The sequence below is a fragment of the Kitasatospora indigofera genome (assembly GCF_014655955.1).
GTDB lineage: Bacteria > Actinomycetota > Actinomycetes > Streptomycetales > Streptomycetaceae > Kitasatospora > Kitasatospora indigofera.
Window position 1 is genome coordinate 13,986 of sequence record NZ_BNBO01000085.1, and the last position, 14,226, is coordinate 28,211.

Here is a 14,226-nt window from a genome sequence, read left to right on the forward strand (position 1 = left end):
AAGGGGGACGACCGTGGCGTACCTGTCATGGGACCAGCTGACGGCCTACCGCTCCCGGGTCCGCGGCTGTCTGCTCGGCGGGGCGATCGGGGACGCCCTCGGATTCCCGGTCGAGGGGCTCACCATGCCGGGGATCGAGGCCCGGTACGGGGCGACCGGCGTCACCGGGCCGGTCCCGGACCGCGACGGCGTGACCGGGCGGATCAGCGACGACACCCAGATGACCCTCTTCACCGCCGAGGGCCTGCTGCGCGCCCGGACCCGGGCCCGGGCCGAGGGCACCGGCGGCGAGGAGGTCGTCCTGGTCCAGGAGGCGTACCAGCGCTGGCAGGACACCCAGGACCACGAGGAACCGCCGCCCCGGTACGACCTGCGGCACCGCGACGGCCGGCTGCGCGAGGAGCGCTGGCTGTACTCCCGGCGCGCGCCCGGCCTGGCCTGCCGCTCCGGCCTGCGCCAGAACCACGTCCCGGACCCCCGCGGCCCGGTCGACGGCACCCCGGGCCCGGTGAACCCGGACTCGAAGGGGTGCGGCACCGTGATGCGCTCGGCGCCCTTCGGCTTCACCGACGACCCCAGGGCCTCCTTCGAACTCGCCGCCCGCTGCGCACAGATCACCCACGGCCATCCGACCGGCTACTACGCGGCCGGCGCCTTCGCCGCGATGATCAGCCACCTGCTGACCGGGGCGGGCCTGGAGCCCGCCGTCCTCAGGAGCATGGAACTGCTCGCCCACTACCCCGGGCACGAGGAGACGACGGCGGCCCTGCGCCGGGCCGTCGACCTGGCACACCGCGGGCCGGCGACGCCGCTGACGGTGGAGAGCCTCGGCGGCGGCTGGATCGCCGAGGAGGCCCTGGCCATCGCCGTGTACGCGGCGCTGGCCCGCACCGAGTACCGGGAGGACCGCACCCCGATCGAGTCCGCCCTGCTGGTCGCGGTCAACCACTCCGGGGACAGCGACTCCACCGGCTCGGTCTGCGGCAACCTGCTGGGCGCCCACCACGGCGACGTGCTGCTCCCGGCGCACTGGCTGCGGCAGATCGAGGGCCGGGCCGTGATCGCCGCACTCGCCGACGACTTCGCCGCCGAGGTCCACCCCGGCGAGCAACGGCCCTGGGAGCACTGACCGCGGGAGCCCCGCGCGGCCCGGCCGCGACCTGCCGGGCGAGGTCCGGCCCGCCCCGGCGGGTTCTCCGGTGCGGCCCCGCCGGGTGATCGAGTACCTTCTCCCTTCGACAGGACATCGGGGGGCGAGTGTTGAACGCGGGGCTGACGCACCAGGTGCGCATGCTGCACGCCGGGGCGGGTGACCCCGGCATCGTGCTGGCCGCGTTCCGCTCCGGCGTCGTGTTCGTACCGCGGGACGCCGACGGCCGGGTGTGGACGGGGGACGAGGGCGGGATCCGCTGGATCTGGGCCTTCAGCACCGAGGCGGCGATGGTCGCCTTCGCCCGGGCGCGCGGCCACCAGGGGCCGGAGCTGGACTGGCTGACGGTCCGGGGCTCGCGGCTGCTGGACGTCGCGGTGCCCGCGGCCGGCGTCCCCTGCGGAGTGGCACTGGACGTGGGGAGCGCGCAGCCGATGCTGTTCCCGCCGGTACGGGGGATCGTGCCGGACGCGGTCGCGCTCGACGGGGAGGAGAACTGATGGCGGACTTCCAGGTCGATCCGGAGGCCCTGAAGCTGACGGCGAAGGGCATCAACGACGCGATCGGCGAGCTGAAGAAGGTCGGCATCGCCGAGGGCGCGGTGGTCGGACGGGGCTTCACCGACCTCGAACTGACCGGGGGGCAGATCGGCTCCCCCGGCTGCAAGTCGGCCTTCGACGAGTTCTGCGAACGCTGGGGGGTGATGGTGCGCGGGCTGGTCCAGCAGGGCAACGAGATCGCCGAGAAGCTCGACCTGTCCGCCGGGATCTACCACGACCACGAGCAGTACGTCTCGGGCGCCCTCAAGGACGCGGTCAGTGCCGCGGCGGGCAACCCCAACCTGACGCAGGACCAGGTCGAGGGCCGTTCCTGGGGCCAGACCCTGTCGGACAACCCGTACACCCAGGTCCGGGACGCCGACTACTCGGCGAAGTCCTTCGAGGAGGGCGCGCTGCACTCCGCCGCCACCTGGAAGGGCGTGGAGGCCGACCTGCTGGAGCACAACATCATGCTCAACCAGGTCGGCGACGAGGAGTGGAACAAGGAGCACGCGGCCAAGGCCAAGGCGATGTCGGACGCCCTCAACCAGCGCTTCGACGCCTACACCCAGCAGCAGGCGGGCGGCCGCTGATGAGCGGCTTCCTCAGCGACGTCAAGAGCTTCGCCGGCGACTTCGTCAGCGTGAACGCGCACGCCGTCGGCGGCGCGCTGGACTTCGTCGGACTGGAGGACGCGGGCCGGGCGGTCGACAGGTGGGGCGACGGCATCGCCGAGGACCTCGGCGCGGACGTCGGCGAGCTCAACCTCGGTGAGACGGACGACCCGAAACAGCTCGTCCACGGTGACGTGAAGGCGATCGGCGAGACCGCCCAGCACCTGCAGAAGTTCACGCTCGCCTTCGAGGAGGTCGCCGGCGGCCTGAGCCGGATGGACTCCGAGCACTGGCAGGGTAAGGCCGCCGACGCCTTCCGCAAGAAGTTCGCCACCCAGCCCACCGCCTGGCGGGTCACCGCCGACGCCTGCGAGGCCGCGGCCAAGGCGCTGACGGGGCTGGCCGCCACCCTCACCTGGGCCCAGGAACAGGCGCAGCAGGCCATCGACCTCCACAAGAAGGCCGAGCAGGCGACCAAGGACGGCCAGGCCGCGTACAACCAGCGGGCGGACGAGTACAACCGGGCCGTCAAGGCGTACAACGCGGCCTCCGAGGCGGGGCAGAGCCCCACCGCGCCCACCAGGCCGGCGCCGTTCCAGGACCCGGGCGCGGCCGGGCGCAAGCAGGCCGCGGAGGTGCTGCTGGCGGCCCGCAAGCAGCGGGTGAGCGCCGCCGGCACCGCCGAGCAGGCGATCAGGGCGGCGACCGGCGCCGCGCCGAAGGCGCCCGGACTGATGGACCGGATCGGGAACGCCCTGGCCGACGCGCCCGACGTGATCGCGGGCAGCGCGCTGCACCTGGAGGGCGGGTTCCTCAAGGGCGGCGCCGACCTGCTGAAGTTCGCGCGCGGCGTGAACCCCTTCGACGTGTACAACATCACCCACCCCGCGCTGTACCTGGACCACCTGAACTCCGTCGCCGGGGGCCTGGCGTACACCGCCAACCACCCGACCGAACTGGCCAAGGCCCTGGTCGGCTCCGGCTGGGGCTCCGACCCGGCCGAGGCGGGCGGCAAGACCCTGTTCAACCTGCTCTCCGGCCTGGCCACCGGCGGCGGCAGCGAGGCGGCGGCCGTCACCGAGCGGGTGGCGGTCAACGCCCTGGAGCGGGCGGGCCAGCGCACCGCCGTCAACGCGGCCGAACGCGGCGCCGCGCAGGTGGCCGAGAACGCCGGGCAGCGGGCCGTGGCGGGCCTCGGCGAGCACCCCTTCGTACCGCGGGTGGAGCCGGTCGTACCGAGGGTGGAACCGGGCGGGCTGCCGGACGGCTGGACGGTCAAACCCGCGGAGGGCCCCAAGCTGGACGCCGCCCCCGCGCACGAGCCGGCCCCGGCCGCGCACACGCCCGAGCCGGCGGCGCCTCAGCATCCGCACGTGCCCGAGCAGCCGGCGCCCGAGCCCCACCACGTAGAACCGCAGCACCCCGAACCGCACGCCGAACCCCAGCACGTCGAACCCCAGCACGTCGAACCGCAGCACGCCGAACCCCAGCACGCCGAGGCCCCGCCGCACCAGCCGGAGGCCGCCTCCTCCGGGCCGAACTACCACTCCGAGGACAACGGCCCGCTGGCCACCATCACCCGGAACCGGGAGCTCGATGACCTCGGGGCCGCCGAGCAGGACATCGCCCGGCAGGGACGGACCTTCGAGGACGACGCGGCCAGGGAGTACGGCGCCAAGACCTGGAACGAAACGGCCGACAACCTCCCGCCGGAACAGCGGAGGGCCGTGGAGAACTACACCCTGGACTCGGAGACCGCCCCCAAGGGCCAGTCCTACCAGGACATCAACCGATCCCTCCGGGACGAGATCCCGCGGACCTCGCAGATCGACCACCAGGTCGCCGAGCTCGACAAAGCCCTGCAGGCACACCCCGTACCCGAGGACATCGTGGTCACCAGGGGCACCGACCTGCGCCACCTGGACATCACCAACCCCGAGGACCTGGTCGGCAGGACGATCACCGAGAAGGGCTACATGTCGACCTCGCTGGGCGACCTGCCGGCGATGTACCGGGGCAAGGAGGCGATCCTGCACCTGAGCGTGCCCGGCGGGACCCCGGGGCTCTGGGTGGAGAACGTCGGCGCGATGGGGGCCGCCGAACGGGAGCTCCTGCTCGGCCGGAACCTGGACTGGAAAGCCACAAAGGTCGTCAAAGTCGGTAATCAGTACCATGTTTTCGGCGAGATCCTGGGATGACGGAATGAGTGACCGTTGAGCGACAACGACTGGAACAACGAGCGCCTCGACCAGGACCTCCAGTTCACGGTGGTGTCGTCGCCGCTCCGCTACGCGTCCGAGACCGAGCACCCCGTCGAGTACGTCGCGGCGGTGACTCCCGAAGGAGAGATCACCGGCTACCTCTGGTGGTCCGACGTGGACGGGGCGGCCGAGTTCGCACGACGGCCGGCGGTGGACAGCTGGAACGCCGGCTCCTTCTGGTACGGCAAGCTGCTGGAGGCCAGGGCGAGCGGTCTCCAGCCGTCCGTGGCCGTGCGCCGGCTCCTGACGGAGCCGGGCTCGGCCACGTCCGGACGGCTCGACCCCGGCTCGCGGGCCGTCACCTCGCTCCCGGCCCTGACCGAACTGGCTGCCCAGGGCTGGCAGCCACCGGCCGACCGGGTCAAGCCACCCGGATGGCGCCCCGACCCGCCCCTCGACCCGGAGCGCTCGGAGCGCGCCGTCGCCGCGGGCGGCTGGCTCTACCGGACCGACCCGGGGTACGACCCGGCCGGCCGGGTCCCGCCGCGGGCGGTCGCCGGGGCCTGGGAGGTCAGCCCCGGCGGCCGGCTTCTGCGGTTCTGGCACAACCCGGAGTACGGCACGGCCCCCGCCCCGGTGGCCCCCGCCGGGGAGGGCGTCCCGGTGCCGCCGCTGCGGGCCGGCCGGCGCCCGGCCGGGCGGGCCCTGCTCGGCTGGCTGGCGGACCCGCTGGCCCCCCGGTTCTGCCGGCTGGCCGGCTCCTCCGGCAGCGGCCGCACCCATCTGCTCTCCTGGCTGGCCGCCGCCGCGCCCCCCGACAACCCGCGCGCCGACCGCCGCGTCCACGCGGTGCTGCCCGCCGAAGGACTGACGGTCCGTGGCGCCACCTGGCTGCTGGCCGCGCGGCTCGGGCTCGTCGCCAGGACGCCCGCCGAACTGATGGCGGCCCTTCAGGACGGCGTGCCCCGGACCCTGGTGGTCACCGACCTGGACCGGGCCGGCGGCGAGCTGCTGCCCGGCGCGGCGGAGCGGATCGCCGTCGACCTGCTCACCCCGCTGCTCCAGGTGCCCTGGCTGCGGCTGCTGGTGGAGTGCGGCTCCGGCACGCCGGCCGCGGCCGCGCTGGACGGGGCCGCGCCCGCCGGCGCCGTGCTCGACCTGGACGATCCCCGCTGGACCGACCCGGACCGTTTCGCCTCCTGGTGCGCCGGGCTCGGCGGCACTCCGGTGGCCGCCGGGCAGGTCCACCCGAGCCCCGGCCTGGCCCGGCTCGCCGCCCGTACCCCGGCCACGGTGCTCGACCCCGCGGCGCCGCCCGCCGACCGGGCGTCCGCCCTGGCCGCGGCCTGGTGGACGGCGTTGCCGGAGGAGCTGCGCCCGGCCGTCCGGGCGCTCGCCGCCGGCCCGGTCACCGCCGGGCTGTGGGCTGCCCTCCCGGGGGCCGGCGGAGCGGACGCCGTCCGCCGGGCGGCCGAGCTGGTGCCCGCGCCGGCCGACGGCGCGGCCTGGCGGCTCCAGCCGGACGAGCTCGCGGCCCGGGTGGCCGCCGGCTCCCCCGCCGTCGGCCACGCCGGCCTGGTCCGCAGCATCGCGGACGGCGTCCCCCGGCTGGCCGGCGGCCGCCCCGACCTGGCGCAGGCCGGCCCCGAGCGGCTCGGGACGCTCCTGCGGCACGCCGTGCCCGCGGGCATAGCCGGCCAGTTGCTGGCCGACCCCGAGTTCCTGGTGCACGCGGACCCGGCGGCGGTCACCGCCGCCTTCGAGCACGCCGAGGCCGCCGGCGAGCCGCCGGGCGCCCTGGCGGAGGCCTGGGAGCTCGCCGGACCGGCGTGCGCGGCCGGCACCCCGGCCGGCCGGGCCGCCGCCCTGCACGCCTGGCTGGCGGGCCGGGACGAGGAGGCCGCCGCGCGCTGCGCCGCCCTGTCCGGGCAGGCCTGGACGGCCCGCTGGTCGTACCGCCGGGCCAACGGCCAGGTGCGCCGGACGACGCTCGGCCACGGCCGCTACGCCGGCCGGCTCGCGGTCGCCGTCAACGGCATCCTGCGCCACGTCGACCCGGTGACCGGCCGGGACGCCGAGGGGACCGACCCGCTCCGGCTGCCCTCGGTCCCCTCGGTCGCCATGCTCGGCGGCGCGGACGGCTCCTACTACCTGCTGCGGACCGACGGCGTGGTCACCGAGCTGCCCCTCCACGACAGCTTCGGCAACAGCCTGTCCCGCGCCCTCGACTGGGCCACCCGCCACTTCGCCGACGGCGTGACCGCGCTGGCGACCCGGGGCGAGCAGGACGAGCTGGTCGCCGTCGGCGACGGCGCCGGGCGGCTGCACTGCTTCCCCACCGACGGCGGGCCGGTGCTCTCGCCGGACGAGCCGCTCCACCGGGGCGCCGTCACCGCCGTCGGCCTCGCACTCTCCCCGGCCGGCGGGCTCGCGCTGAGCGGCGGCCGGGACGGCCGGGTGTGGAGCTGGGCGCACGGGTCCGGGCGGGCGCCCGAGCTGGTCGACGAGCGGCCCTGCGAGGTCACCGCGGTGGCCGCGGCCGGTACCGCCGGGGGCCTGGTGACCGTCGCCGCCTGGTCCGACGGCCTGGTCCGGGTCCGCCGGCCGGACGCCGCCGGGCCGGCCCTGGACCTGCGCCTCGGCGGGCAGGCCCGCTCGGTCACCGTCGACCGGGCCGGGCTGGTCTGCCTGGCGCTCCCCAAGGGCGTCGTCGCGCTGGACCTCGACTGACGGCGGCCCCGGCCGCCCGGCCACCGCGCCGGGCTGCCGGGCCGGAGGTCAGTAGTTGATCCACGGGCGCCGCTCGCCGGGGTGGACCTCGGCGGCGAAGTCGTCGGCGAGTGCGGCGATCACGGCCCGGCCCTCGATCTGCCGCAGCCAGTGCGCCGGCAGCAGCACGTCGCCGTGGTGGGCGCCCAGCAGGTTGCCGCAGACCGAGCCGGTGGAGTCGCTGTCGCCGGAGTGGTTGACCGCGACCAGCAGGGCGGCCTCGATCGGGGTGCGGTCCTCCCGGTACTCGGTGCGGGCCAGCGCCGCGTACACGCCGATCGACAGGGCCTCCTCCCCGGTCCAGCCCGCGCCGAGGCTCTCCACCTTCGCCGGGGTCGCCAGGCCGGTCCGGGCGAGGTCGACGGCCCTGCGCAGGGCCGCCGTCGTCTCCTCGTGCCCGGGGTACCCGGCCAGCAGCTCCATGCTCAGCAGGACGGCGGCCGCCACGGACTCGCCGTCGAGCAGGTGGCTGATCATCGCGGCGAAGGCGCCGGCCGCGTAGTAGCCGGTCGGATGGCCGTGGGTGATCTGTGCGCAGCGGGCGGCGAGTTCGAAGGAGGCCCCGGGGTCGTTCCCGGTGAAGCCGAAGGGCGCCGAGCGGACCACCGCGCCGCACCCCTTCGAGCCGGGGTTCACCGGGCCCGGGGTGCCGTCCACCGGGCTCCACGGCACGGGGGTGTACCGCTCGCGCAGACCGGAGGAGGTGGCCGCGCCGGCCCCGCGCCGCGCGTACAGCCACCGCTCCTCGCGCAGCCGGCCCATGCGGTGCCGCAGGCCGTCCCGCGGCGGCGGCCCGGCGTGGTCCTGGGTGTCCTGCCAGCACTGGTACGCGTCGTGCACCATCGCGGTCTCCGCGCCGCTGATGCCCCTGGCCATCGCGCGGGCGTAGCCCGCCAGCCGGCCCTCGGCGGTGAAGAGCGTCAGCTGGGTCTCCTCGCTGATCCGGCCGGTCACGCCCTCGTGGTCCGGGACCGGCCCGGTGACGCCGGTCGCCCCGTACCGGGCCTCGATCCCCGGCATGGTGAGCCCCTCGACCGGGAATCCGAGGGCGTCCCCGATCGCCCCGCCGAGCAGGCAGCCGCGCAGCCGCGCGCGGTACACCGCGAGTTCTCCCAGCGACAGTTGCCCCACCCGTGCCCCCTTCAGCGATGATCAACCGGTGTCAGCCTAGCCGCCGGGGCGGCCCCGGGGGCGGTCGGCCCGCGAGGGGCCCGGCCCGTCCCGGGCGGCTCCCGCGGGGCCCGCGCGCCCGGTCGCAGGGGCCGCCGGAGGGGGGAGGGCGAGACACCGGCCCGGTCCGTGATCCGCGTCACCCGGCGGGCCCGGGCCCGCCGCCGCCGGCCGGTCCGCGCGGGCGGCGAGGCCCGGCGACGAGCAGGCGCGCGTCGGTCTCCCCCGCCGTTCCCGCCGTCCGCCCGCCCGCCGCCCCGACGAACGGATGATCACTGCGGTTTCGCCTCGTCCTGGCCCGGCCCAGTAGACTCCGCCCGGTAACCGGGCGGGGAAAGCGAGCAAGGAAGCAGTGACGGCATGACGGCGGTCGAGGACATCCAGGACACCGGGACGACCCCGGAGGCGGTCGAGTACGGTCCGGGCATCGACCCCGAACGGCTCGCGCTCTGCCTCGGCGTGCTCGCCGAGCTGGACCAGCTGGACGTCGACCACCCCGACGCGATCGTGGTGCGGCAGGCGGTCGGCGGGGTCTTCCGGACCCTCAAGCAGCGCCGCCGCCAGGAGATGCGGGCCCGCAAGACGGCCAACGACCGCGCCGTGACGGCCGCCACGGCCACCGGCGCGCCCGGCCGGATCGACGACGAGACGGCGGGCGCCTTCGGCCTCACCACCGTCACCACCACGGAGATCGCCGGCATCCTGGAGCGTCCGCGCTCCTGCTACACCTGCAAGCAGCGGTACGTCGAGGTGGACGCGTTCTACCACCAGCTCTGCCCGTCCTGCGCGAAGCTCAACCACAGCCGCCGGGACGCGCACGCGGACCTGACCGGCAAGCGCGCACTGCTCACCGGCGGCCGGGCGAAGATCGGGATGTACATCGCGCTGCGGCTGCTGCGCGACGGCGCCCACACCACCATCACCACCCGCTTCCCCAACGACGCGATCCGCCGCTTCAAGGCGATGCCGGACAGCGCGGAGTGGCTGCACCGGCTGAAGATCGTCGGGATCGACCTGCGCGACCCCGCCCAGGTGATGGCGCTGGCCGACGAGGTCGCCGCCGACGGTCCGCTGGACATCCTGATCAACAACGCCGCGCAGACCGTGCGCCGGCCCCCGGAGTCGTACCGCGAGCTGGTGAACGCCGAGTCCGCGCCGCTGCCGCACGGCGAGCTGCCGCAGTCCACCACCATCGGCCGGTTCGGCAGCGGCAGTGTGGACCTGCCCGCCCTGCCCGGCCAGGCCACCGCCGGCAGCGAGCGGCTGAGCGCCGAGGACATCACCTCCCTCGCCCTGGTCACCGGCTCGGCCTCGCCGGCCCGGATCGAGGCCGGCACGGCCATCGACGCCGGCGGCCTGGTGCCGGACCTGGCGCCGACCAACAGCTGGGTCCAGACGGTCAGCGAGGTCGGCCCGATGGAGCTGCTGGAGGTCCAGCTCTGCAACTCCACCGCGCCGTTCATCCTGATCAGCCGGCTGCGCCCGGCGATGGCCGCCTCGCCGGCCCGCCGCAAGTACGTGGTGAACGTCTCCGCGATGGAGGGCGTCTTCAGCCGCGGGTACAAGGGCGCCGGGCACCCGCACACCAACATGGCCAAGGCCGCGCTGAACATGCTGACCCGCACCAGCGCCAAGGAGATGCTGGAGACCGACGGCATCCTGATGACGGCCGTGGACACCGGCTGGATCACCGACGAGCGCCCGCACCCGGACAAGATGCGGCTCGCCGCCGAGGGCTTCCACGCCCCGCTGGACCTGGTCGACGGCGCCGCCCGGGTCTACGACCCGATCGTCCGCGGCGAGTTGGGCGAGGACCTGTACGGCTGCTTCCTCAAGGACTACGCCCAGTCCGCCTGGTGACCCCCGCACCGCCCGCCCCGACCGTCCCTGGGAGGACCGGATGACCGTCGCACCGATGCTCGGGGTCGGCGTGATCGTGCCCACCGGGACGGGCGGGGTGCTGCTCGGCCGCCGCATCACGGCGGGCGAGCAGCCCAGCTGGGGCCTGCCCGGCGGCAAGGTCGACCAACCGGGCGAGTCCTTCGAACAGGCCGCCGCCCGGGAGTTGGCCGAGGAGACCGGCATCGAACTCCCGGCCGGCGCCATGCGGGTGCTGGCGGTGCTGCTGGACCATCAGCTCGGCCGCCCCCGGCTGACGGCCGCCGTGCTGGCGCCGCCGAGCGGCGCGCCGGCCGAGGTCACCGAGCCGCACAACTGCGCGGGCTGGGAGCGGTTCGGGGCGAACGCGCTGCCGAGCCCGCTGTTCCACCCCTCGGCGCTGGTGCTGGGCCGCTGGCTCCCCGGCCTGGCCGCGCTCCCGGACGCCACCTACGCCTACCCGGTCGCCCGGGACTGAGCCCGCCCGGCCCCACCCGACCCGCCCGACCACTGGCTGACCGTCAGACGCCGCTCCCCGCAAGCCCGTTCCGCCGTTCGGCGGGGCGGGCTCCTTGCATGTCCACGACGTGAAATCTCCGTAGGCGGCCTTGCGCAATCACGCTGCTTAGGCAACCCTTACCTGATCACTCCCGATCTGTCAGGAGCACCTCAGTGTCTCTCGTCCCCCGCGAGTCAGTCGAGACCGCACGACCGTACGTTCTCGGCCTCTTCCGGATCGTCGTCGGACTGCTCTTCGTCTGCCACGGCGCCGCGTCACTGTTCGGCGTCCTCGGCGGTGCCAAGGGCGGCGGCTCGGTGCCCGCGCTCAGCTGGCCCGGCTGGTACGCGGCGGTGATCCAACTGGTCGCCGGCGGACTGGTGCTGCTCGGCCTGGGCACCAGAACGTCCGCCCTGCTCTGCTCGGGCTCGATGGCCTACGCCTACTTCTCGGTGCACCAGGAGCGGGCGCTGTGGCCGCTGCAGAACGGCGGCGAGGGGTCGGTGCTGTTCTGCTGGACCTTCCTGCTGATCGCGGTGGCCGGCCCGGGCAGCCTCGCCCTGGACGGCCTGCTGGCCCGGCGCGGCTTCAGCTCGCCGGCCCGCGCCGAGCAGCCGACCGCGGTGGCCTGACCAGGCCTGCCGCCCGGCCGTGCGCGGGGGCCGGCCCCCGTCGGGGGCCGGCCCCCGCGCACGGCCCACCGAGCCGGGGGGCCGGTACCGCCCGCACCCGGCCGGACGTCGGCCCCGGACGTCAGCCCCGGCCGGCCGCCCGGACCTCCCGGAGGAACTCCGCGATCAGCTCGGGGCTCTTCACCCCGCGCCGCACCTCGACCCCGCTCGACACGTCGACGCCCCAGGGGCGGGCCAGCGCCACCGCCTCGGCGACGTTCGCCGGCGCCAGGCCGCCGGCCAGCATCCACCGGCCGGCCGGCGGGGCCTCGCCCAGCGCGGACCAGTCCCAGCTCTCGCCCGAGCCCGGGACGGGCGAGTCGAGCAGCAGCAGGTCCTCGCCGAAGTCGCCGCAGGACGCCCCCGCGGCGGAGGCAGCGGAGGTGGCCCGGACCAGCGTCAGCCCGAGGTCACGCAGCTCGGCGAAGGCCGAGGCCGGGTGCTCGCCGTGCAGCTGCACCGCGCCCACGCCGGCCTCCCGGGCGTCCCGCCGTACCTGGTCGAGCGGCTCGTCCCGGAACACGGCCACCGTGAGCACCCCTTCGGGCACCGCCGCGACCAGCCGGCGGGCCTGCTCCGGGCTCACCCGGCGCGGGCTCGCGGTCAGGACGAACCCGATCGCGTCCGCCCCGGCCCGTACCGCCGCCTCGACGTCCTGGGTGGTGCTCAGGCCACAGATCTTCACGAACACGCCGGCCGGTCCTCCTCCGCTCACGCTGCAGTTCCGCTCCCCACTCTGGCAGGCGGCGGGCCGCCGGCGCGATCCGGCCCCCGGCCCGGCGCGGGGCGGGGCGGGGCGGGGCGGCCGGAGCGCCCGCCCGGGTCAGCCCAGCCGGCGGACCGGCGAACCGGCCAGGAAGGCCGCGATGTCCTCGACGGCCTGACCGTAGTACGTCCGGTAGTTGCTCCGCGAGACGTAGCCGAGGTGCGGGGTGGCCAGCAGGCGCGGCGCCGTGCGCATCGGGTGGCCGGCCGGGAGCGGTTCGATGTCGAAGACGTCGACGCCGGCCCCGGCGATGGTGCCCGCGTGCAGTGCGGCGAGCAGGGCGTCCTGGTCGACGACGGCCGCCCTGGAGGTGTTGACGAGGTAGCCGGTGGGCCGCATCAGCCCGAGCTCGGCGGCGCCCAGCAGGCCCCGGGTGCGCTCGCTCAGCGCGAGGTGGATCGAGACGAAGTCACTGGACGCGAGCAGCTCCTCCTTGGAGGCGGCGAGGCCCACCCCGACCTCCTCCGCCCGCTCCGCGGTGAGGTTCTGGCTCCAGGCCGTCACCTCCATCCCGAAGGCCAGGCCGACCTGCGCCACCCGGCTGCCGATCTTGCCCAGTCCGAGCAGGCCGAGACGGCTCCCGTGCAGGTCGGCGCCGAGGGTGGACTGCCAGGGGCCGCCCTCGCGCAGGGCGGTGGCCTCGGGCACGATGCCGCGCGCGAGGCCCAGCAGCAGCGCCCAGGTGTGCTCAACGGGCGGGGTCGACGAGCTGGCGGTGCCGCACACGGTGACGCCGTGCCGCTCGGCGGCGGCGTGGTCGATGACGGAGTTGCGCATGCCGGAGGCGATCAGCAGCCGCAGCGCGGGCAGCCGGGCGAACAGCGAGGCGGGGAAGGCCACCCGCTCGCGCAGCGTCACGACGATCTCGAAGCCCTCCAGCGCGGCGGCGAGTTCGTCCTCGCTGCCGAAGTGCCGGGGGAAGGTGACCACGTCGACCGAGTCGGCGACGGGTGACCAGTCGGCGACGGTGGTCGCGACGGACTGGAAGTCGTCGAGGACGGCGCAGCGGAGTTTCATGGCGGCTCTCTCCATCGGTGCGGGCCGGGCGGGGCGGGTCTGCGCCGGGCACGGCCGGCGGCGGAACGTCCGCGGCCGGGCGCGACCGGCTGTCATGTCCTATCCGATCACGCCGCCGGACACCCCGTTCACCCACCCCCGTTCACCCGCCTCCGGGCGGGCCGCCCGTGCGCCGACGGCTCGTCAGCGCGGGGGCGCCCGGCGGCGTACGCCGGGCGGGGGACGGCCGGCACGGGCGCGCGGTCACCCCCCGTGCAGGACCGGCCGGGCCGCTACCCGCCGGTCCGGGGCAGGTGGTCGACGTTGGCTGCGGGCTCACCGCGCCGGACGGCGCCGGGGGCGCGGCGGGCCGGGTGGTCGGCCCTCGGCGCGGAGGAGAGCTGCCAGGGCACGCTGATCACCATCACGCCGGGGGTGAACAGCAGCCGGCTCTTCAGCCAGAGCGCGGACTGGTTGTGCAGCAGGTGCTCCCACCAGTGCCCGACCACGTACTCGGGGATGAACACCGCGACGACCTCCTGCGGGTTGACCCGCCGGTACTCGCGGACGTAGCCGACCACCGGCTTGGTGATCTCCCGGTACGGCGAGTCCAGCACCTTCAGCGGCACCCGTACGTCGAAGGCGGCCCACTGCTCCTTCAGCGCGTCGACGGCGTCCCGCTCGACCGCGACGCTCAGCGCCTCCAGGGTGTCCGGCCGGAAGGCCTGGGCGTAGCCGAGCGCCCGCAGGGTGGGCTTGTGCAGCTTGGCGACCAGCACGATGCCGTGCACCTTGGACGGGCGGACCGACTCGGCGTGCGGGTCGTCCACGGCAAGCTCCTCGGCGACGGTGTCGTAATGCCGGCGGATGCCGCGCATCATCAGCCAGAGCAGCAGGGCGGCGACCACGGCCAGCCAGGCGCCCTGGGTGAACTTGGTCAGCAGCACGATCACCAGCACCAGCGCGGTGGTGA

11 protein-coding genes and 1 pseudogene are annotated in these 14,226 nt (G+C 75.5%); 8 read left to right on the plus strand and 4 right to left on the minus strand.

Going from position 1 to position 14,226, the window contains the following annotated elements; genetic code table 11:
* Window positions 1–13: 13 nt before the first annotated feature.
* The 5 genes from IE329_RS37825 (at window position 14) to IE329_RS37845 (ending at window position 7,234) form a co-directional block, all read left to right on the plus strand.
* Entirely contained in the window at window positions 14–1,129 is a 1,116-nt protein-coding gene (locus IE329_RS37825) for an ADP-ribosylglycohydrolase family protein (protein ID WP_190215604.1), read from the plus strand.
* A gap of 161 nt (window positions 1,130–1,290) precedes the next feature.
* Complete coding sequence (locus IE329_RS37830) at window positions 1,291–1,650, plus strand: SseB family protein (protein ID WP_229928094.1); 360 nt, start codon at window positions 1,291–1,293, stop codon at window positions 1,648–1,650.
* Window positions 1,650–2,282 carry a type VII secretion target gene (locus tag IE329_RS37835; RefSeq protein WP_190215605.1) on the plus strand — a complete coding sequence of 211 codons (633 nt, stop codon included), beginning with the start codon at window positions 1,650–1,652 and terminating at the stop codon, window positions 2,280–2,282. The genes IE329_RS37830 and IE329_RS37835 overlap by 1 nt, the downstream gene beginning before the upstream one ends.
* Window positions 2,282–4,501 carry a putative T7SS-secreted protein gene (locus IE329_RS37840; protein WP_190215606.1) on the plus strand — a complete coding sequence of 740 codons (2,220 nt, stop codon included), beginning with the start codon at window positions 2,282–2,284 and terminating at the stop codon, window positions 4,499–4,501. Before IE329_RS37835 ends, IE329_RS37840 begins: the two co-directional genes overlap by 1 nt.
* Before the next feature lie 15 nt (window positions 4,502–4,516).
* The gene (locus IE329_RS37845; RefSeq protein ID WP_190215607.1) at window positions 4,517–7,234 is read left to right on the plus strand and encodes a hypothetical protein; all 2,718 of its coding nucleotides are present in this window, start codon (window positions 4,517–4,519) and stop codon (window positions 7,232–7,234) included.
* 48 nt (window positions 7,235–7,282) lie between these two features.
* Here IE329_RS37845 and IE329_RS37850 read toward each other — a convergent pair whose 3' ends face one another.
* Window positions 7,283–8,404, minus strand: a complete 1,122-nt coding sequence (locus IE329_RS37850; RefSeq protein ID WP_229928095.1) for an ADP-ribosylglycohydrolase family protein — start codon at window positions 8,402–8,404, stop codon at window positions 7,283–7,285.
* Between the two features lie 399 nt (window positions 8,405–8,803).
* On the opposite strand from IE329_RS37850, the gene IE329_RS37855 reads away from it, so the two are divergent.
* The 3 genes from IE329_RS37855 to IE329_RS37865 all read left to right on the plus strand — a co-directional run bounded on the left by IE329_RS37855 (window position 8,804) and on the right by IE329_RS37865 (window position 11,452).
* Window positions 8,804–10,303 (plus strand): SDR family oxidoreductase, encoded by a 1,500-nt coding sequence (locus IE329_RS37855; RefSeq protein ID WP_190215608.1) that lies wholly within the window; start codon window positions 8,804–8,806, stop codon window positions 10,301–10,303.
* A 40-nt stretch (window positions 10,304–10,343) separates the two neighbouring features.
* A complete protein-coding gene (locus tag IE329_RS37860; protein ID WP_308438434.1) occupies window positions 10,344–10,799 on the plus strand; it encodes a nucleotide triphosphate diphosphatase NUDT15 in 456 nt (151 codons plus the stop codon).
* Between the two features lie 194 nt (window positions 10,800–10,993).
* A complete protein-coding gene (locus IE329_RS37865; RefSeq protein WP_190215609.1) occupies window positions 10,994–11,452 on the plus strand; it encodes a DoxX family protein in 459 nt (152 codons plus the stop codon).
* A gap of 121 nt (window positions 11,453–11,573) precedes the next feature.
* Here the strand turns inward: IE329_RS37865 and IE329_RS37870 are convergent, their stop codons facing one another.
* The 3 genes and pseudogenes from IE329_RS37870 to IE329_RS37880 all read right to left on the minus strand — a co-directional run.
* Window positions 11,574–12,182 carry a phosphoribosylanthranilate isomerase gene (locus IE329_RS37870; protein WP_190215610.1) on the minus strand — a complete coding sequence of 203 codons (609 nt, stop codon included), beginning with the start codon at window positions 12,180–12,182 and terminating at the stop codon, window positions 11,574–11,576.
* A 132-nt stretch (window positions 12,183–12,314) separates the two neighbouring features.
* The gene (locus tag IE329_RS37875; RefSeq protein ID WP_190215611.1) at window positions 12,315–13,274 is read right to left on the minus strand and encodes a D-2-hydroxyacid dehydrogenase family protein; all 960 of its coding nucleotides are present in this window, start codon (window positions 13,272–13,274) and stop codon (window positions 12,315–12,317) included.
* 272 nt (window positions 13,275–13,546) lie between these two features.
* Window positions 13,547–14,226 (minus strand): annotated as a pseudogene (locus IE329_RS37880) (DNA-binding protein); the annotation flags it as partial.